This window comes from bacterium, from assembly GCA_030649055.1.
Classification (GTDB): domain Bacteria; phylum Patescibacteriota; class Minisyncoccia; order UBA6257; family JAUSGH01; genus JAUSGH01.
Genome location: JAUSGH010000004.1, coordinates 38,659 through 57,263 on the forward strand (window position 1 = coordinate 38,659; position 18,605 = coordinate 57,263).

At 52.7% G+C, this 18,605-nt stretch carries 17 protein-coding genes and 1 tRNA gene; 12 read left to right on the forward strand and 6 right to left on the reverse strand.

Features of this window, described 5'->3' with window-relative positions; translation table 11 throughout:
* Positions 1–15: 15 nt before the first annotated feature.
* The 6 genes from Q7R85_01480 to dnaX all read right to left on the reverse strand — a co-directional run bounded on the left by Q7R85_01480 (position 16) and on the right by dnaX (position 6,090).
* Positions 16–1,275: a DEAD/DEAH box helicase gene (locus tag Q7R85_01480; protein ID MDO8584773.1), complete on the reverse strand. Its 1,260-nt coding sequence runs from the start codon at positions 1,273–1,275 to the stop codon at positions 16–18.
* Between the two features lie 10 nt (positions 1,276–1,285).
* A complete protein-coding gene (locus Q7R85_01485; GenBank protein ID MDO8584774.1) occupies positions 1,286–2,776 on the reverse strand; it encodes an ATP-binding cassette domain-containing protein in 1,491 nt (496 codons plus the stop codon).
* A gap of 207 nt (positions 2,777–2,983) precedes the next feature.
* Positions 2,984–4,150 (reverse strand): ice-binding family protein, encoded by a 1,167-nt coding sequence (locus tag Q7R85_01490; protein ID MDO8584775.1) that lies wholly within the window; start codon positions 4,148–4,150, stop codon positions 2,984–2,986.
* Between the two features lie 23 nt (positions 4,151–4,173).
* Positions 4,174–4,244 (reverse strand) — tRNA-Gln (locus tag Q7R85_01495).
* Between the two features lie 4 nt (positions 4,245–4,248).
* Positions 4,249–4,947, reverse strand: coding sequence for a hypothetical protein (locus Q7R85_01500; protein MDO8584776.1), 699 nt, complete (start codon positions 4,945–4,947; stop codon positions 4,249–4,251).
* A 36-nt stretch (positions 4,948–4,983) separates the two neighbouring features.
* On the reverse strand, positions 4,984–6,090 hold the full coding sequence (gene dnaX, locus Q7R85_01505) for a DNA polymerase III subunit gamma/tau (protein ID MDO8584777.1): 1,107 nt from the start codon (positions 6,088–6,090) through the stop codon (positions 4,984–4,986).
* A 121-nt stretch (positions 6,091–6,211) separates the two neighbouring features.
* Between dnaX and Q7R85_01510 the strand changes: the two genes are divergently transcribed.
* The 12 genes from Q7R85_01510 (at position 6,212) to Q7R85_01565 (ending at position 18,508) form a co-directional block, all read left to right on the forward strand.
* Complete coding sequence (locus tag Q7R85_01510) at positions 6,212–7,531, forward strand: putative glycoside hydrolase (GenBank protein ID MDO8584778.1); 1,320 nt, start codon at positions 6,212–6,214, stop codon at positions 7,529–7,531.
* Between the two features lie 37 nt (positions 7,532–7,568).
* The gene (locus tag Q7R85_01515) at positions 7,569–8,264 is read left to right on the forward strand and encodes a segregation/condensation protein A (GenBank protein ID MDO8584779.1); all 696 of its coding nucleotides are present in this window, start codon (positions 7,569–7,571) and stop codon (positions 8,262–8,264) included.
* A 28-nt stretch (positions 8,265–8,292) separates the two neighbouring features.
* A complete protein-coding gene (locus Q7R85_01520; protein MDO8584780.1) occupies positions 8,293–8,901 on the forward strand; it encodes an SMC-Scp complex subunit ScpB in 609 nt (202 codons plus the stop codon).
* The gene (locus tag Q7R85_01525) at positions 8,894–9,850 is read left to right on the forward strand and encodes a serine hydrolase (GenBank protein MDO8584781.1); all 957 of its coding nucleotides are present in this window, start codon (positions 8,894–8,896) and stop codon (positions 9,848–9,850) included. The genes Q7R85_01520 and Q7R85_01525 overlap by 8 nt, the downstream gene beginning before the upstream one ends.
* Positions 9,851–9,858: 8 nt before the next feature.
* Complete coding sequence (mraY, locus tag Q7R85_01530) at positions 9,859–10,917, forward strand: phospho-N-acetylmuramoyl-pentapeptide-transferase (protein MDO8584782.1); 1,059 nt, start codon at positions 9,859–9,861, stop codon at positions 10,915–10,917.
* A gap of 23 nt (positions 10,918–10,940) precedes the next feature.
* A complete protein-coding gene (locus tag Q7R85_01535; protein ID MDO8584783.1) occupies positions 10,941–11,471 on the forward strand; it encodes a hypothetical protein in 531 nt (176 codons plus the stop codon).
* Positions 11,472–11,533: 62 nt separating this feature from the next.
* The gene (locus Q7R85_01540) at positions 11,534–13,027 is read left to right on the forward strand and encodes a hypothetical protein (GenBank protein MDO8584784.1); all 1,494 of its coding nucleotides are present in this window, start codon (positions 11,534–11,536) and stop codon (positions 13,025–13,027) included.
* Positions 13,028–13,079: 52 nt separating this feature from the next.
* A complete protein-coding gene (locus tag Q7R85_01545) occupies positions 13,080–14,195 on the forward strand; it encodes a putative peptidoglycan glycosyltransferase FtsW (GenBank protein MDO8584785.1) in 1,116 nt (371 codons plus the stop codon).
* A gap of 38 nt (positions 14,196–14,233) precedes the next feature.
* A complete protein-coding gene (locus Q7R85_01550; GenBank protein MDO8584786.1) occupies positions 14,234–15,385 on the forward strand; it encodes a UDP-N-acetylglucosamine--N-acetylmuramyl-(pentapeptide) pyrophosphoryl-undecaprenol N-acetylglucosamine transferase in 1,152 nt (383 codons plus the stop codon).
* Between the two features lie 39 nt (positions 15,386–15,424).
* On the forward strand, positions 15,425–16,846 hold the full coding sequence (gltX, locus tag Q7R85_01555; protein ID MDO8584787.1) for a glutamate--tRNA ligase: 1,422 nt from the start codon (positions 15,425–15,427) through the stop codon (positions 16,844–16,846).
* Positions 16,843–18,132 (forward strand): peptidoglycan DD-metalloendopeptidase family protein, encoded by a 1,290-nt coding sequence (locus Q7R85_01560; protein ID MDO8584788.1) that lies wholly within the window; start codon positions 16,843–16,845, stop codon positions 18,130–18,132. Before gltX ends, Q7R85_01560 begins: the two co-directional genes overlap by 4 nt.
* Before the next feature lie 46 nt (positions 18,133–18,178).
* Positions 18,179–18,508 carry a hypothetical protein gene (locus tag Q7R85_01565; GenBank protein MDO8584789.1) on the forward strand — a complete coding sequence of 110 codons (330 nt, stop codon included), beginning with the start codon at positions 18,179–18,181 and terminating at the stop codon, positions 18,506–18,508.
* Positions 18,509–18,605 lie beyond the last annotated feature (97 nt).

Genomic DNA, 18,605 nt, shown 5'->3' on the forward strand with positions numbered 1-18,605 from the left:
TTTATTTAACCGGTGCTATGACCGCCGCTGACCGCGGCCTCCCCCAAAACGCGGGGTACGATGCGGACCGCCGGATCGTGGTCGTTGTCCGAAGTGACTTTCGCGATCAGGCACAATACTCCGAGGTCGCTCCGGCGGTAATTCCGGAAGCGGGGAAACACGTAATGTCTGCCGCACTAGCCGTTCAATGTCGCGGATTTCACCGCGTTGTTCGGGCGTCACAAGCGTAATCGCATGTCCGCGTTCTCCCGCACGCGCCGTGCGGCCGATGCGATGCACATAATCTTCGGCGTCAGTCGGCACATCATAGTTGATTACCAGTCCGATGCCCTGAACATCAATGCCGCGTGAGGCGATATCAGTCGCGACAAGCACCCGATATTTCCCGGACTTGAATCCGTCCAAGGCAATGCGCCGCTGATTCAGTGATCGGTTAGAGTGGATTTCCGCCACCGTATGGCCCATATCGTGAATCGTCTGCGTCAGCCGCTTCGCTCCATGCTTCGTCCTGGTAAAAATAAGCGTGGTGACCGCGTGCGTTCCCAGCAACCGTTCAATCAGGCGATTCTTGTCGCTCTTGATGATAATAAAAAGTTCCTGCGTCACGCGTTCGGCGGTTGTCCCCGCGGGAGCGACTTCCACGCGGATAGGAAGTTTCATTTGCGCGGTTGCCAAACTCATAATTTCCTTTGGCATAGTCGCGGAAAAAAGCATGGTCTGGCGCTCCTTCGGCAAATGGTCAAAAATTTTTCGTATCTGTGGCGCGAAACCCATATCAAGCATGCGGTCGGCCTCATCCAGCACGAGGATGCGCACCGCGTTTAACGTAAGCGTCCGCTGGTTTAAGTGATCAATAAGCCGGCCCGGCGTTGCGATGACGATGCGCGGGTTTCTCCCGAGCGCCCGAATTTGCGGCGTAAGCGAGGTGCCTCCGATGAGTACGGTTGTGGTAATACCCAACCCCGCGCCGACCCGATGCAACGCCTCATCCACTTGAAGCGCGAGTTCCCTCGTCGGAAGAATAACAAGACCGCGACCCGGAGCCTGAACCAGTCGTTGAATCATCGGGATGCCGAACGCAAGCGTTTTTCCAGTACCGGTCTGCGCGATACCAATAACATCATTTCCTTGTATCGCGGTTGGGATCGCCTGTCGCTGAATCGGGGTGGGGATGGAGTATTTGAGCTGATCCAGCGCCGCGAGAATCGCCGGCGCTATGCCTAAATCGGTAAACCCCGCCCCTGCTTGCTCCGTTAAAATCGGTTCTTCGTTCATAGGTGTAAGGTTAAAGAGTTTCGAGGTCCAACGTCTGGTTAATTTTTATTTTTTCGACAAAGTCCGGGACGTGACTTACAAGAATCATCGCTCCTTCGTATTTATCCAGCGCCTGGGCGATGGTCGGGATGTGCCGAAAATTAATGTGATTCGTCGGCTCGTCTAATATCAAGAGCCCCGGACGCGCCAGCACCAGCTGCGCGAACGCGACGAGACCCTTTTGCCCCTCGGAAAGCACGCCAATTTTTCTTTTCAACACATCTTCGTCAAGAAGAAACCCGGCCGCCTTGGCGCGTAATTCATGGTCAGTTCCGTGTTGCTGCATTGCGTCGGCAAGCGCCGTATATACCGTTGCGTTGAAATCCAACGTTCCAAAATCCTGTCGGTAATATCCGATGCGCGTGCCGGGTAGTACGTGCTCACCCTTCGCGTGACCGCCGGCAAGTTTTTCCAGCAGCGTCGTTTTTCCGATGCCGTTCGGCCCGGTCAAAAGCAGCCGTTCACCTTTTTTTAATATCACGTGAACTTTTTTCTCAACCGGCTTATGATGTTTGATCACCGTGGCGGAAGTAAGCTCCAAAATATTACCCGTCAGATTTTCCTGGCAGGGGATGATGAAGTTGCGGATGGTTTTGTCTTCTCTGCGCACATCCACAAGATCTTCTTCCAGCTCCTCAATCTTTTCACGCATTTTCCTCGCGACATCGCGCATGTGGCCTCCCTTCTGCGCGAAGAACCCCGCCTGCTCCCTCCGATTCGCGATGTCCTTTTCCAACCGGACATTTTTCATGCGCTCGCGCTCAAGACGTTTTTCGATTTCCGTCACCACATCAAAATAGTTTCCGGCATATTGCTCAAGCGTGTGGGTAAAAATATCAAGATAGAGGACGCCTTGGGCAAATGCGTTCAAGAATGCGGCGTCGTGCGAAATAACAATGCATGTTTTTTTATAGTCAATAAGAAATTGAGTTAAGTGCGCGATCCCCGCTTTATCAAGATTGTTGGTCGGCTCATCAAGCAGTAACAAGTCCGGGTTCTGTATAAGCGCCGAGGCAAGCAACAACCGCGCCTGCTGCCCGCCGGAAAACGACTTCATAATCCGGTCATGCGGAGCCTTAAGGTTCACGATCGAAAGTACGTCGTCAATGCGCGGGTCAATATCATAGATTTTTCCCCGGCCGCCCGACACGCGCGCCAACGTCGCGGGGGAAAAACTTTGTTCAAAAAACTCTCTTACTGTAAGCTGCATCTGATCGCGGGGGATCACCTGGCGCGCGGTAGCGATAGTCAGTTTATTCGCGACGCTTAATGTTCCGGAATCGGGTTTTAAGCCGCCGGTAATCAGCTGAAAAATTGTGCTTTTGCCGGCACCGTTCTGACCCATTAATGTCGCCTTAAAACCATTGCGCAAAGAAAAATCCGCCTCATGTAATATGGGCTTATTCGGTCCGTACTCAAACGATACCTTATTAAATCGGATAATGACTTCGTCGCTGGGCATTCCCTGTGTTACAACTTCGATTAATGTTTATTATAATAGGCCAACCTGCTGTACGAACTGCTCTGTTGCAAGTTAAGACGCTCTATGCGGTGCTTCCGTGATCGAAGTTGTAACACGGGGCATTCCGAGATAGTACCACATTTCTATAAAAATAGATAGCGATACCACCGCGCATAGCCGCGCCGGGATGCAAAGCAAAAAATGTAGCTACCGACTCATGTCGCGCACAACCTGTTTCGTTTTCGGACCATACACGCCGCACGAGCTGTTGCCTGAGGTTGGAACGATACCGGTTTTCACTTGAAACTTGCACAAGGCCTTCTTTGTCAAACCTCCGAACGTGCTCGTTTCTTTCCCGGGTGAGCCCGCGCCGCTTGCGGCAATCTGGAATCCTTTAGCGTTCAGAAATTGCTGAAGATGTTTGATGGTCCCAAGCGGGGCGGTGACTGCGGCGGAAGCAGCGACCACCGGAGCGGCCGGTGCCGCGGGCACGCTTTGTCCGACTTGCGACTGTAGCTCCGCTAACTGTGCCAAAAGCGCGGCAAGCTGGACATCAGCGGACGCGGTCGGCGCGGGCGCCGAGGATGTTGTCGGAATAATAGGCAGTGCTTGCTGAGGCGCCGAAGACGGCGCGGGCGCAACCGCGGGAGCATCCGTCGGTTCGGTGATAAGGTTATACGCAAGCGTCACACTGCCGTTTTTCGCCAGCGCCCTGCCGTCCAGCCGCGCGACTGGTCCGATGGTAATGGACTGGTCCGCCATGATGATGCCACGGAAGATTGCGCCACTGCCGATAGTGGCTATCGTACCCACTTGCCAATAAATATTTTGAGCTTGCGCGCCGCCGGTCAAGGCGACGGTACGACCGCTCGTCATTTTGAACGCCCCGCCGATCTTAAATATCCAAACCGCGTTCGGGTCGCCCAAGCCATCAAGCGTCAATTCTCCGGAAGATAATTCAAGGTCGCCTGTTGCTACATAAAGCCCGGGAACAAGTTTCTGTCCGCCGATGTTTCCGGAAAGAGGAATTGCATCCGCAGCGCGTCCTGCCGCATCGGCATATGCAGTCGCGAGATCGCTTTGCGCCTGCGCGAGATTTTCCTTTACGCCCGACGTCACATCGTCCGCCGCGTAAACTTTTCCGGTTACCTCGTCCACCCCGAGCCCGACAATACTTGATCTGCCCGCGGGGCTAATCGCGACATTTCCGAGAATCGTAGAAATTCTGCTGTTGGTAATGCCGGACCCGGCGAGTACGACGTATTTTCCCGCCAACCCAAGGTTTACAGGCACCGGACTTGCCGCAAAGACCGCGGACGCGGCGAAGGTTGCATAAACAGTAATCACAAACACCGACAAATGATAATTTTTCATATATTTTTATTATAGCAAATTTGCTGCGGGATAGGGAATCGAACCCCAATTTTCTGCTCCAAAGGCAGACGTCCGACCATTAGACGATCCCGCAATGTCTATATTGTACACCGAACGATGGCATTTATCCAGCCCTCAATTTTTCTATTAAGCGACGAGCTTCTTTTTACTCTGATACGCAGCAAACCAAAGTAATCATTACCAACCCTTTTTCGGTTAGTGCGCAACTTGTTTTTCTTGTAATAGATCCTTGTAAATGATGATTGGTCGAACCCGGTCGCTGTTGCCCAATACTTTGTAACCGAGGGAATGGTGTTCGCTGCCGATTCATGGATATAAATTTCTAGTACGAGCTGGTCAGCGGGGACGCGACAGATGGCGGAGAGCCATCTTAGGAAAAGTTTAATCATACGCGGGTCAGAATTAGAGAACGCAATACGAGACCCTGGTTGATAATCCTTCTCTTTTGCACCCTCCGCCCAATACAGCGCAACGCCGATCAAAAAAAGCTCACGCTCCGAGATGTTGATAATATCCTTTGCGGCTTCGGCATGAATCCGACTTATGGTCGCAAGCCGATTGGCATGTCTTATCGCTGCTCCACGCCGCGCCGAAGCAAGCTTTTTATCCGTAAGACGCTGTTTTTGAGTTTTTGAAAGGCCTACATCGTGCAACCATACTCCAAGAGTAGATTTTGCAACGGGAACCTCGCGAAGTATTTCGGAATAAGAAAGTCCCTGACGTCTTAACGCCACCGCCCTTTGCTTAAAGAACGGTTTTTTGTGGATATCGGTCATAGGTATAGGATACCATAACCGATGTCCATGAAGCAATCACTCCTTTAAATTTTCAATCACCGCGACTTCAAGCGGAGCAATGACCAGTGGGCTGTAGCGCATTTCGCCATAGGCGCGAATAAGAGATTTCATCAGCGGCAAAACGCGGGTGACATCGGCAACGGCAGCATGAGATTTTACGCGCGCCAATTCCGCGGCGGTAAGTTCATGGGCGTACATGTCTTGAAGCGCGGGATCAAACTTCAATGCCAGAACGCGCCGAAAATAATTGACGAGTTCTTTGGTCAAGTCCGTCACGTTGTGCCCTCCTTCATACAGACGCGAAAGATATTCCAGCGTCTTCGAAAGATTTTTCTGAAGCAGCAATTCGGCAATATCACCGGTTACGCGCCCGCCGACTTTTCCGATGAGGCGCTCCACAGAGGCGATATCGGAAAGTGCGCCCGAAGTAAACACCTGGTCAAGCAGCGATTCGGCGTCGCGCAAACTTCCCTCGGATGCCGAAGCGATGAGCTCCAGCACTTCACCGCCGGTCTTCATTTTTTCCTCGCGGGCAATGCGGGAAAGTTTTTCCACAATCGTTGCCACCGAAAGTTTTCCGAAGTGAAACCGCTGGGTGCGGGAAGTGATGGTCGCGGGAACTTTGTCGTATTCGGTAGTCGCGAGAATCAGCATCGCGTGAGCAGGCGGCTCCTCCAGTGTTTTTAAAAGCGCGTTAAATGCCTCGCGTGTCAGCATGTGCATCTCATCAACAATAAAAACCTTGTACGGATACGAAGTAGGGGAAAGTTTGATGCCTTCACGCAAACTGCGGATCTCGTCAATACCGCGGTTGGAAGCGGCGTCAATTTCGATGACATCCAGCGCCGTTCCGGAATCAATGTCGGCGCATGGGGCGCACTTGTTGCACGGCTCGCCCACGGTCTTAAATTTCGCGTCCACCCTTCGCGTTTCACAGTTCGCGAGTTTTGCCACCAACCGCGCCGACGTGGTTTTGCCTGTTCCGCGCGGACCATAAAAAAGATACGCCTGAGCGAGCAAATCCCTCCGCGCCGCGTTTTGGATAACGGTACGGAGCTCATCCTGACCCACGAGATCCGCAAAAACTTTCGGACGATATTTACGATAAAGCGCAAGACGCATATCTTCAGTATACCGATGCGCCTAAAAAGCTCAATGCGCCAACGGTTGCGATATGCATAGCATTGCGCAATACGCGCGCTACGCGATAAAATAGAAGTATACAAATGAGATTCGCCCCTGCATGAAAAAGGTTGCTCTCTTGATGTTGCTCCTCACCGCCGCCGCTTCCGGAGTCGCGCTGTTTTTGCGCGAACGCGGCAACTATACGTTTGATCTTGACGTAAAAAAACTTCCGCTGGAAATCGCGAGCGTGGCGCCGCTTCATCCGAACGCCGACATCGGGCCGCAACAGCCGCTTGGAACACCCCCGGTTGTCATTAAAGCCGCGTACCTCACCAGCTGGGCCGCGGGCAGCGCGAAAAAAAGCGCGTACATGCTCCGATTGCTCAAGGACACGGAACTGAACGCCGTGGTCGTAGACCTTAAAGATTTCACCGGCACCGTAAGCTACATCACCAATGTTCCGGACGTAAAAAAATACAACGCCGAAGAGCGCCGCATTCCGCGAATCAACACGCTGATTAAAACACTGCACGACGAGGGAGTGTACGTCATCGGACGCATCGCGGTTTTTGAAGATCAAAAACTGCCGGTCGCTCGGCCGGAGCTTGCCTTACAGAGCAAAACAAAAGAGGGGGCGTGGAAAGATTATAAGGGACTGATGTGGCTCGATACCGCCTCGCGTGATGTGTGGGACTACAATATTGCCATCGCGAAGGACGCGCTCGCTCGTGGAATTGACGAAATAAATTTTGACTACATCCGTTTCGCGTCAGACGGAGATTTAAAGGACATCCGGTATCCGATTTGGAACGGTCAAACCCCAAAGAAAGAGGTTTTGCGCCAATTTTTTGCGTATCTCCGCGAGTCGCTTCCCGACGCGAAACTCTCCGCCGATTTGTTCGGCATGACAACAACGAATAAGGACGATTTGAATATCGGCCAATATTTGGAATACGCCTTGCCGTATTTTGACGCAGTGAGCCCAATGGTCTACCCATCGCATTACGGAAGCGGATTCATCGGCATCAAAAACCCGGCGTCCGCTCCATATGAAGTTGTGCGCTACTCCCTGGACGAAGCAGTAAAGCGCATGAAAGAATATCAGTCCGCGCGCGACGAGGCTCAGCGCAGGAACCTGACCGCGGAGGTGATCGGCGTCACAACCCCCGTTCCTCTGCCTATGCGCGCAAAGCTCCGTCCGTGGTTGCAGGACTTTAATCTCGGCGCGACCTATGACGCGGAAAAAGTACAGACGCAAATCCGGGCGACAGACGATACCGCGCGCGAATGCCTGAAGCAATCGGGAGTCACGGAAACCGGCGCGCCCATTTGCGACGGCCTCATCCACCGCGACGCAATTGACGGACGCTTTATCGGCGGTTGGATGCTTTGGAATTCGGGGAGTACCTACACCGAAGAAGCGTTGCAAATAGAATAACTGATTCTTATTCGCGATATTTGCGAATCCTAAACAAATGTTTGAAATTAAAAACGAACAGTTTCAGGGACCGCTCGCAAAACTCCTTGAGCTTATTGAAGCGCGTCAGCTTGAGGTTACCCGCATCGCGCTTGCCGACGTTACGGCGGACTTTTTGGACTACATAAAAACACTGGAGAACATCGGGGCCGACGTGCTCGCGGATTTTGTCGTGGTGGCTTCGCGGTTGGTGCTCATCAAGTCAAAAGTATTGCTTCCTTCGCTACCACTGACGGATGTTGAAGAACGCGATATTCACGACCTCGAATCGCGCCTCGCGTTGTACCGCGAATTTCGCGCGGCCGGAGCGGTGTTCGCGAAAAATTTTTCAGAAACTCCTCAATCCGCGAGCCGCCAATTCCTTTTCGGAACTCCTCCGATATTTTACCCGTCGCAAGAGCTCCGCGTTGACACCCTTCGCGCCGCGATCGGAAGAGTGTTCGCGGTGCTTGAAGAGTTTATCCCGAAGGATGAACGCGTCGTGAAGCGCGCGCTGGTTACGATTGAAGAAAAGATGAAGGAGCTTATCGCTCGCCTCGGAGAAATGGCGACGCAAAGTTTCCGCTCGCTATCCACGCAAAAATCAAAAAGCGAAGTCGTCGCCCTGTTTCTCGCGGTACTGCACCTTGTGCGCCACCACGGCATAAATGTTGAGCAACAAGATCAATTTGCTGATATTATTATTAGGAAGTAGTAATCGCGAATAATGCGTCTGCCCGCCTATGGAGGAAATGGAAACAAATAATGCAAATAATGATATAGCGAAGATTGAGGCGCTGCTGTTTGCGTACGGTGAACCCGTAACGCTAAAAAAACTTTCATTACTCACCGGCCTTAACGCGGAAACAGTCGCCGCGCATCTCACCGAGCTGGAATCGCGCTACAACGCCGACTCAGCGCGTGGAATCGCCCTGCTCCGCCGCGACAATGAAACGCAACTGGTCACGAAAACAAACCTGTCGGCGCTTATTGAAACACTGGTGAAATCCGAGGTGCAGGAAGCGCTGACGCCGGCCGCCGAGGAAACGCTGGCAATTATCGGCTATGGCGGACCTATCGGCCGCGCCGAAATTGACTATATCCGCGGAGTCAACTCCAGCTTTATTTTACGCAGCTTGTCGCTCCGTGGCCTCATCGACCGCGACGTTGACCCACACCGCGCAAACGCGTATCGCTACAGCGCGAGTTTCGCGTCATTAAAACACCTCGGCGTCGGAAACGCGCGCGAGCTTCCGGATTACGAAAAATATCGATCGCTGATTGAAAAATTTCGGAACGCCGGAGAAGCCGTCAAGGATACGGCGCACATTACGCCAATCATCAATGAATAAAACCATCGGATTCGCGGCGTTATTTCTCACGCTTATATTTTGGGGACACACAAAAAGCGCTTTACAAGAAAGCGTTGAATCGGCGCCGGAGCGCATCACCCTCGGAAGCGTTGTAAGCGTGACGAATCCGGACGCGAGCGTCGCGCCGTTCACAATGCCACAGATTTCCGACGCTGTCGTTGGACAGCCGGCGACACAGCCGGTATCCGGGCCGCCGCGCGAGACTTCCATCGACAGTGCCGTAGCCGCATTTGCCGGTACCGTTGTAAATCTTGAAAACCAAAGCGTGCTATGGGAGCGCCGCCCACTACAGCGGCATCCGCTGGCATCGCTCACCAAACTCATGACCGGCGTCGTGGCGCTTGAAAACATCGGTATGGAAAAAACGATTACGATCACGGACGAAGACGTGCGCGCGGAAGGGGATGCGGCGGGGCTTAAAGCCGGCGAAACATTCTCGGTGCGCGATCTCGTAGCCGCCATGATACTCTCCTCTTCAAACGACGCGGCGGACGCCTTGGCGCGCTTCTATGGAACAAGCCTCTTTGTGAACGCGATGCAGCAAAAGGCAAATGATATCGGAATGACCAATACGAGTTTTTTTGACCCAAGCGGCCTCTCGTCGCTGAACCAAAGCACCGCTGAAAACGTCGCGAGCCTCGTCCGCTACATCCGCGAATATTATCCGGAAATTTTCACATTGAGTAGAAGCAAAGAACAGACTATACTGGAACAAACTGCAAAAACGCCGCGCGTCATAAAAAGTATCAATGAGTTCGCGGGGGATCCGCAATTTCTGGGAGGAAAAACCGGCTATACGCCGGAAGCCCACGGCAACCTTGTTTCGCTGTTTAGCGCCGGTGAAAAAACACTCCTAATCATCGTACTGGGCACCGATGACCGGTTTGGAGAAACGCGCGCTCTGGGCAAATGGGCAAAGGAGCAATAATCTGACCTATGATAGAAACACCCGCAATTTTTGAAGCACTACGCGTACTCGCCGTGGCAACGCTTTCGTTTATGATTGCGTTCTTCATCGCGCCACTGGTCACCAAGGTCATTTGTCGCCTTGGATTTCGAAAACAAATCCGTAGCGCCGAAGAAGCTCCGGTATACGCGCGATTACACGAGAAAAAAGCGGGAACGCCGACAATGGGCGGCGTCATCATCTGGCTGACCGTTGTGATTGTCGCGGTCGGTTTCTACGCTCTGGACGGGTTATTTGACGGCATGTTCACGAAGTTGAATTTCATTGACCGAGCAGAAACGTATCTGCCGCTCGCGGCAATGCTTATCGCGGCATTGTTCGGGCTCGCGGACGATTTACTCGGCGTCCTGCGCGTGGGCCCATCCGGCGGTGGACTGAAGGTGCGCCACAAACTCATCATGTATTCGGTCGTCGCCCTCTTAGGCGCCTTATGGTTTTACTACCGTCTTGATTGGGACGTTCTGCAAATTCCTTTTTATGGCGCGGTGGCGGTAAATTGGTGGTATATCCCGATTTTTATGTTCATCATTATCGCAAGCGCGTTTTCCGCGAATGAAACCGATGGATTGGACGGTCTTGCGGGCGGCGTTATGCTTTTTGCGTTTCTTGCGCTCACCGCGGTCGCGTTCATACTCGGCAGATTTCATCTTGCGACATTCTCCGGCGCTATCGTGGGAGCACTGCTCGCGTTTTTATGGTTTAACATCTACCCCGCGCGCTTTTTTATGGGTGATACGGGCTCAATGTCACTGGGCATCACCATGGGCGTCATTGCGATGCTCACTAATACCGCCCTGTATCTTCCGTTATTCGCCCCGATCCTTGTTCTTGAATCACTTTCGGTCATCGTTCAGCTCGGGAGTAAGGCGCTCTTGAAGAAAAAAGTGTTTATTTCCACGCCGATCCACCACCACTTTGAGGCGATCGGTTGGCCGGAGACGCAAGTGACTATGCGCTTCTGGATTATTTCCGCCGTCGGCTGCGCGCTGGGGCTTGCGCTATTTTTTGTCAGCCGGCTTGCATTATAAGTTGCTAACAAAACATATGACATATGCGTGAACGTCCCGAGTCAGCAGAGAAAAATTTCGAAAGCCTCCGCCGGGAACTTTTTGGTCGTATTCAAGAAGAACTGAAGCACGAAGAGCCCGCTGATGAGGTTGATCTTTTTATTGATATCATTGCGCTGCTCAACGAGGATCCGGCAACCGTTTGGAGGCCGATGGAGGAACTGAAATTGGACACCGAGCAAGCGCGCCGCAGGAATTTCCACGCGGTACTGTGGTACAATTGCGACATTCAATTCAATTGGCTTAAGCAAAAAACAACAAACACACAAAAGGGGGGGAGGCGGAAGGTTGAGCGGTTCAGTGTGGACATTATCAAAGATAACGAAATCGTGATGGCGCTCAAACTCGAACGCAATGTAGACGGAGAGTTACGGCACTTCACGGAATCGTTTCATGGCGCGACAAGCGACTTTGACACAACCGAAGGAAAAATCATCGGCAAAGCCAAAACCCATCAAAAGCTTCAGGAAGAAATAGAGAAGATTCTCGAACAAGTAGAGAAATACTGGGATTAAGTCCGGCGCGTCAGTATTTGGGGAAAAGTAATGCTATAATACCTATATAGTGGGTGGAATTTATGCTGCTCATCCGCAATGCCAACATCATCGACGGGACAGGTAAGCCTTCATACAAAGGCGATATTTTTGTCGCGGGCGATAAAGTTTCCGCTATCGGCGCGTTTCCGAACAAAAAAGCCGACGTGGTGATTGATGCCTTGGGGCTCACCGTCACCCCAGGTTTTATTGACGTCAATAACGATTCAGACCATCATTTAGCGCTCTTAACGCACCCTTCGCAGGACGATTTCTTAAAACAGGGGATTACCACCATCATCGGCGGACATTGCGGCTCCTCACTCGCCCCGCTCCTCTACGGCTCGCTGGAATCCATCCGCAAGTGGGCAAATCCGGACCTCATAAACGTCAACTGGCATTGGGTGTCGGAATTTTTCCGCACCATTGAAAAACAGGGAATCGGAGTGAACTTTGGCACGCTTGTCGGACACTCCACTATCCGTCGTGCGATTATCGGCGAAGACCACCGCGACTTAACCGATAAAGAATTGAACGTTGCCGAACATGTTGTTGAACGCTCCTTAAAGGAAGGCGCGCTCGGCCTTTCAACAGGATTGGGCTATGCCCACGCGGTATTGACGCCATACGCGGAAATCCGCGCGCTCGTAAAAATAGTCGCTCGCTACAACGGGGTCTACAGCACGCATCTCCGGGACGAACAATCGGGCGTGGAGGCATCGGTTGCGGAAACAATACGGCTGGCAGAGGAAACAAAAGCGCGGACGCTCATCAGCCACCTGCGTCCGCTCATCGGCTTTGAACCGCAGGTTGCCCGCGCGGTAAAAACCATCCATGCGCTTCCCGACACCGTAGATCTTCATTTTGATCTGTATCCGTTCGGAACGAGTTATGTGCCCGTATACACTTTGCTTCCGGCATGGGCGAAACGCGGGAATCTTGAATCTATGCTCGGCACCGTAAATGCCGCAATGCACCGCGGCAAACTGCGGGAGGGGCTTGTTCCTGTGGCGCTGGAGCATATTGTTATCGCGAAATCACCCGGCAGCGATTACCTCGTCGGGAAAACACTCGGAGGTTTCGCGGCGTCCCGAGAAATGGACGTACGCGACGCGCTATTTGAACTCATGACGATGACACGCATGCGCGCTGTAGTGCTCATTGATAACATCAACAAGGGCATCGCGGAACGTATGGTGTTTGAACCGCGCGCCTTTGTCGCGACGAACAGTGCGAGCCTTCCACCGGGAAACAGCGCATTGGAGCCGGAGCGCGCGAAGGAAACCTTCACGAGATTCCTTGAGCTTGCGCGCATTATGCCTCCATCGCTTTTTGAGCGAGCCATCGAAAAAATCACCGCGATTCCGGCAAAAACATTCCGCCTTACCGGCCGCGGCATTATCAAACAGGGAAGTTACGCGGATCTCGTCTGCCTTGACGGCGCGAACGTTGCGCATACCATCCTGAACGGCCGACTGGCGGTAAAAGACGGCGCGGTAACCCCCGCGCTTCTTGGCCGCGTTCTCCGCCGCGGCTAGCATTTTTTCATCAATTAGAAATTAGGCATTAGAAATTTAAAATTGTGTACCCATGCCTCCCTCCGCCCTCACATATCGCGACGAACGCCGACCGGATTACATTGTTATTTTTTGCGCCGCGTTCCTTATCGCGTTCGGCGTCATCATGCTCTCCAGCGCTTCTTCGGATCTGGGAAAAACGCGCTTCGGCGACAGTTACTACTATGTCAAACACCAACTGCTGTTCGGGTTGACGCTCGGACTGGTCGGTTTTTTTGCCGCCGCCAAAACATACTATGGGCTATATCAGCGCGCCGCCCTACCGCTGTTCATTCTGTCCGTTATCGGCATTTTGCTGATTTTTACGCCACTGGGTTTCCGCGCAGGAGGCGCGGAGCGCTGGATAAACGTGGGTCCAATCACGGTGCAACCCGCGGAGATATTGAAATTAACTCTCGTTATTTATATTGCAGCATGGCTCGGCGGTGACGCTCGTCGCCCAAGGACGCTTTGGGGCGGTCTTGTGCCGTTCCTCGCGGTGTTGGGACTCCTTGGGACAATACTGCTCGCGCAGTCCACGACAAGCGCGTTTGTACTGCTCGCGGCAACCGCGAGCGTGATGTATTTCGCGAGCGGCGCGCGTGCCATATATCTGCTGCTCACCGCGGTCCTCGGCATCGGCACCATTGTCATCGTGAGTTATTTTTCTCCATACCGATGGAGCCGCATCATGGCATATGTGAATCCCGAGGCGAACCTAGAGGATGCGGGCTACCACGGAAATCAGGCGCGCATCGCGATCGGCTCCGGGGGATTATGGGGCGTTGGGTTGGGCGAGTCAACCACAAAAATGAAATACCTCCCTGAACCGATCGGCGACTCGGTATTCGCGGTCATCGCCGAGGAGCTCGGTTTTGTCGGAAGCGCGACCGTGGCGTTGCTCTTCGGCACACTAAGCATGCGGACACTGCTCCTTTCGCGCAGATTGCAGAATCGTTTCGGTCAACTCCTGCTCATCGGATTCGGCACCATCATCGGACTCCAGGCGTTTGTAAATATCGGCGCCATTTCAGGGCTTATACCGTTAACCGGAATGCCGCTGCCGTTCGTGAGTTACGGAGGGACCGGCATTGTGGTATTTTTAACGATGATCGGCGTCATCACGAATATCTCAACGTACACAAATTAACATAATTATTGCCTGAGTATATCGAAGGCATACATTTGATGAAAAAAATCCGAATACTCATAACCGGCGGGGGAAGCGGGGGACACATCTACCCTCTTATTGCCGTTATTGAGGAGCTAAAGAAACTCATCGAGGTAAGCGGCGCAACGCTCGACGCCCGCTATTTTGGGAATCCGGGACACTATAGTCTGGAATTGCAGGGCATCGGTGTACGCGTAACTCGCGTGGCAGGGAGCAAGCTTCGCCGCTATTTTTCCTTCATGAACATCGTTGATTTCTTCAAGTTTGCATGGAGCATACCGCAGGCGCTCTGGAAAGTGTTCTGGTTCATGCCGGACGTTGCGTTTTCCAAGGGCGGTCCCGGGGCGATTGCCATCGTCAACGCCTGCGCCTTTTACCGTGTCCCGATTGTTATCCACGACTCCGACGCCGTTCCGGGGCTGACGAGTCGCGTCACCGCGCGCGTGGCAAAAATTATTGAACTCGCGTTTCCGTCCGGCGCGGAATATGTGAGCGCGTACGCGGAAAGAGTGAAAGCGCCGGGGAATCCCGTCCGCTCCGCCATGCGACCGGAGGAAGCCCCGCAAAGCGGGGCGGCGCACGAAGCAAAACTGACGATGAAATTCGCTCCGGAGCTTCCACTACTCCTCGTCATCGGCGGATCGCAAGGAGCGGAAATCATCAATAACTTTATTCTGGAAAACCTACCCGCCATACTTTCGCGCTACCAAGTGCTTCACCAAGTGGGCGTGGATCTTTACGACGCGCACATCGCAACATACAACACGGTGACAAAACCACAACTGGAAGCGGAGCTCGCGCGGCGCTACCGAGTGGTGCCGTTTTTCGGAACAGACTTCCGTCAGGCGCTCACCGCGGCCGATCTTGTTATTTCGCGCGCCGGAGCCGGCGCTCTGTTTGAAATCGCCGCGTGGGGCAAACCGTCGCTCATCATCCCGTTGACGAACGCCGCATACGATCACCAGCGCGAAAACGCGTTTCAGTACCGCGAAGTCGGCGCGTGTCTTGTAATCGAAGAAGAAAATCTTATCGGCAACCTCGTGCTCGCCGAAATTGACGGATTATTCGCAAATCCCGAGCGATTGAAAAAAATGGCGATAAATGCTACAAAGTTCTATAAGCCCGACGCCGCAACAAACATCGCGAAAGACATATTAAGTCTTCTGTAATTTATTAGTCTTATCAGTCCTATTGGTCCTGTACGTCTTATGAGCCCTATCAGAGTCCGTATCGCCCCATCCCCAACGGGAAACCTCCACGTTGGCACCGCGCACACCGCGCTGTTTAATTGGCTTTTTAGCCGCCACGGCGGCGGCAAATTTATTTTACGGATTGAGGATACCGACCGTGATCGGTCAAAACCCGAATTTGAGACTAATATAATAGAAGGACTGCGCTGGCTTGGGATTACTTGGGATGAGGGACCGGATATCGGAGGGGGCTATGGTCCATATCGCCAAACCGAGCGGTTGGACATATACGAAAAATATCTCAACATCTTATTGGAAAAAGATCTCGCGTATTATTGCGCGTGCACAAGCGAGGAGCTCGAGCTGGAGCGTTCCGCGATGTTGAAGCGTGGGGTTGCCCCAAAGTATAACGGCAAATGCCGCTCAAAAAACATAAAAACAGGCCCCGGCGTCATCCGCTTCAAAATCCCAGAACAGAAAATCACGTTCACCGACATCGTCCGCGGCGAACTTGCGTTTGACGGCGCGCTCATCGGCGATACCGTCATCGCGAAAAGCCTCCGTGAACCGCTGTATAATTTCGCCGTCGTCGTTGACGATGAACTGATGCGCATTTCTCACGTCATAAGAGGGGAAGAGCACATCGCCAACACCCCCCGCCAGCTCTTTATCCAGGAAGCTTTCGGTTTTGCCCGTCCGACGTACGCGCATTTGCCGTTGCTTTTAGACAAACAGCGCGCAAAACTCTCCAAACGCGCGGGCGCGACCGCCATAGATGACTACCGCAAAGAAGGGTATCTCCCCGGAACAATGCTCAACTTTTTAGCGCTGATGGGTTGGCATCCGAAAGACGACCGCGAAATCCTGAATATGGACGAAATCTCTTCCGCGTTCACGCTGGAGCGCGTACAAAAAGCCGGCGCCATTTTTGATGTTGAAAAATTACAGTGGTTAAACACGCAATACATCCGGCAGATGCCCGACGGGGAACTAGTGGGTCTGTTGGCCGCGCTCTATCCCGAATACGAAGAATTCCGGAAACGTTTTGCGCCGGAGGCGCAGAACGCCCTTACCGCGCTCGTCAAGGACCGTATGGGGACGCTCAAAGAATTTTTCACGCACGCGAAGCTGTTTCTCACTGCCGACGAGTATGAACCGGCGCTTCTTGTCTGGAAAAAATCAACTGGCGTTGTTGCGCGGGAGAATCTGACGCTGCTCCGAGAAGCAGTCGCGAAGATTGACGGCGCGGAATTCCAAAAATCCCTGCTGGAATCAGTCATCGCGCCACTTGCCGCGAAGCACGGCAAAGGGGAAACGTTTTGGCCGCTCCGGGCGGCGCTCTCCGGCCGCGAAGCATCTCCCGGACCGTTGGAAATAATGTCGGTCATTGGTAAAAACGAATCACTCCGGCGCATTGACGCGGCAATTGAGAAACTATGAAAATTGTAACGCTTCGACGAATAAAAATCTTATTGCCTGAGCTTGTCGAAGGCCTACCTTTAATACTTATCGGACTTATCGGGCTGATAAGTCCGATTGCTGTTTTCGCCGCGACTCCGGCGGAACTTCAAATCGCCATCGAAGAAAAAAATAAGGCGCTGCAGGCCATATCGCTAGAAATCCAGTCAAAGCGGCAGGATCTTATCGAAACAGAAGAGCAAAGCAAGAGCTTGAGCCAGGAGCTGAACCGCATCACCGCCTCACTGAACAGAGTAAACCTGGGCATCCGATCAAGCGAACTCACCGTTGACAAGTTAGAGCTTGAAATCGGGGCGTTACAGAACGGCATCACGGACACCACCGCCGCGCGCGACAAAAAACAGACGGCGGTGCGGGACATTTTTCGCGCCATACAACAAAAAGACGGGGAGAGCGCCTTGCTCTCGTTCCTTAAAAACCAGACACTTGCGGCGAGCTTGCTAGAGATCCAGACATTGCATTCATTAAACATTGGACTCGGAAGCGAGGCCACGGCACTTGCGGCGCTACAGTCGGATTTAGAGAGTAAGCTTGCGGCGCAAAACGACAAAAAACGTTCGGCGGAGGAGGAGCGGCAATCGCTCAAGGCAAAAAAGGCGAGCGCTGAAGAACAGAAAGGCGAGCGACAAACACTCCTCAAGGAGACAAAGAATCAGGAACGTCTGTATCAGCAGACCATCACCGCGCTGGAAGAGCGCCAACAGGTCATCTCCGACGACATTGAGTCTATTGAAACATTGCTACGCCAAAAAATTGACCCATCTCTTTTGCCGACAAGTCGTCACGGCGTACTTGAACTTCCGGTCAAAGGAGGGCGCTTCAGCCAAAACTTCGGCGCTACGGCGTTTGCGCGGCAAGGAGGCTACCGCGGCAAGTTTCACAACGGCCTGGACATCGCGGCACCCATCGGCACGCCAATTTACGCGGCGGAAGATGGGACTGTCGCCGAAACCGGAAACCAGGATAAGTTTTGCCCGAAAGGCGCCTATGGCCGCTATATTGTCATCAACCACACCAACAATCTGACAACGCTTTATGGACATCTTTCGTTAATTGACCCGAGTATCGTGAAGGGTAAATCGGTAAAAAGAGGGGATGTTATCGGTTACGTCGGTAAAACCGGTTACGCCACCGGACCTCATTTGCACCTCACCGTCTATGCCAGCGCGACGTTTTATATGGGTAAAAGCCGTTCCTGCGGCCCAATGCCATACGGCGGATACCTGAACCCCGCGGACTACTTATAAACAGTGCCATTGTTGACAATGGCATGCGATGCGCTAGCATAAGAATATGGTAAAAGCATTATCCAAAAATGACGTGAGGGATGTTGTTCAAAAAGTTCTAGAACCATTTGCCGCCGCAGTCCAGACCGATTTCAAAAAAGTCAATGAACGGCTGGACAACATTGAAGTTGAGGTCCACGCAACGAAAATCGGCCTGCAAGAAGTAAAAGCTGAGGTGCGAGAGATGAAAGAAAATGCGAGCGAGTTGTTCACAAAACTTGATAAGTTCATTACGCTTTACGAAACGCAAAGGCAAGAATTCGCGATATTAAGCACTCATTTGCGTCGCCTTGAAGAACGAATAGATAAGCTGGAAACTCGGCGCATCCAGCAATAGGGAATAAGGGGTTTTTTGCGTCTTTTGCAGGATATTACCTGTCGCACAATAATCATTTTGCGACAGAATAGTTATTCCTCCTTTTCTAAAGGAGGTG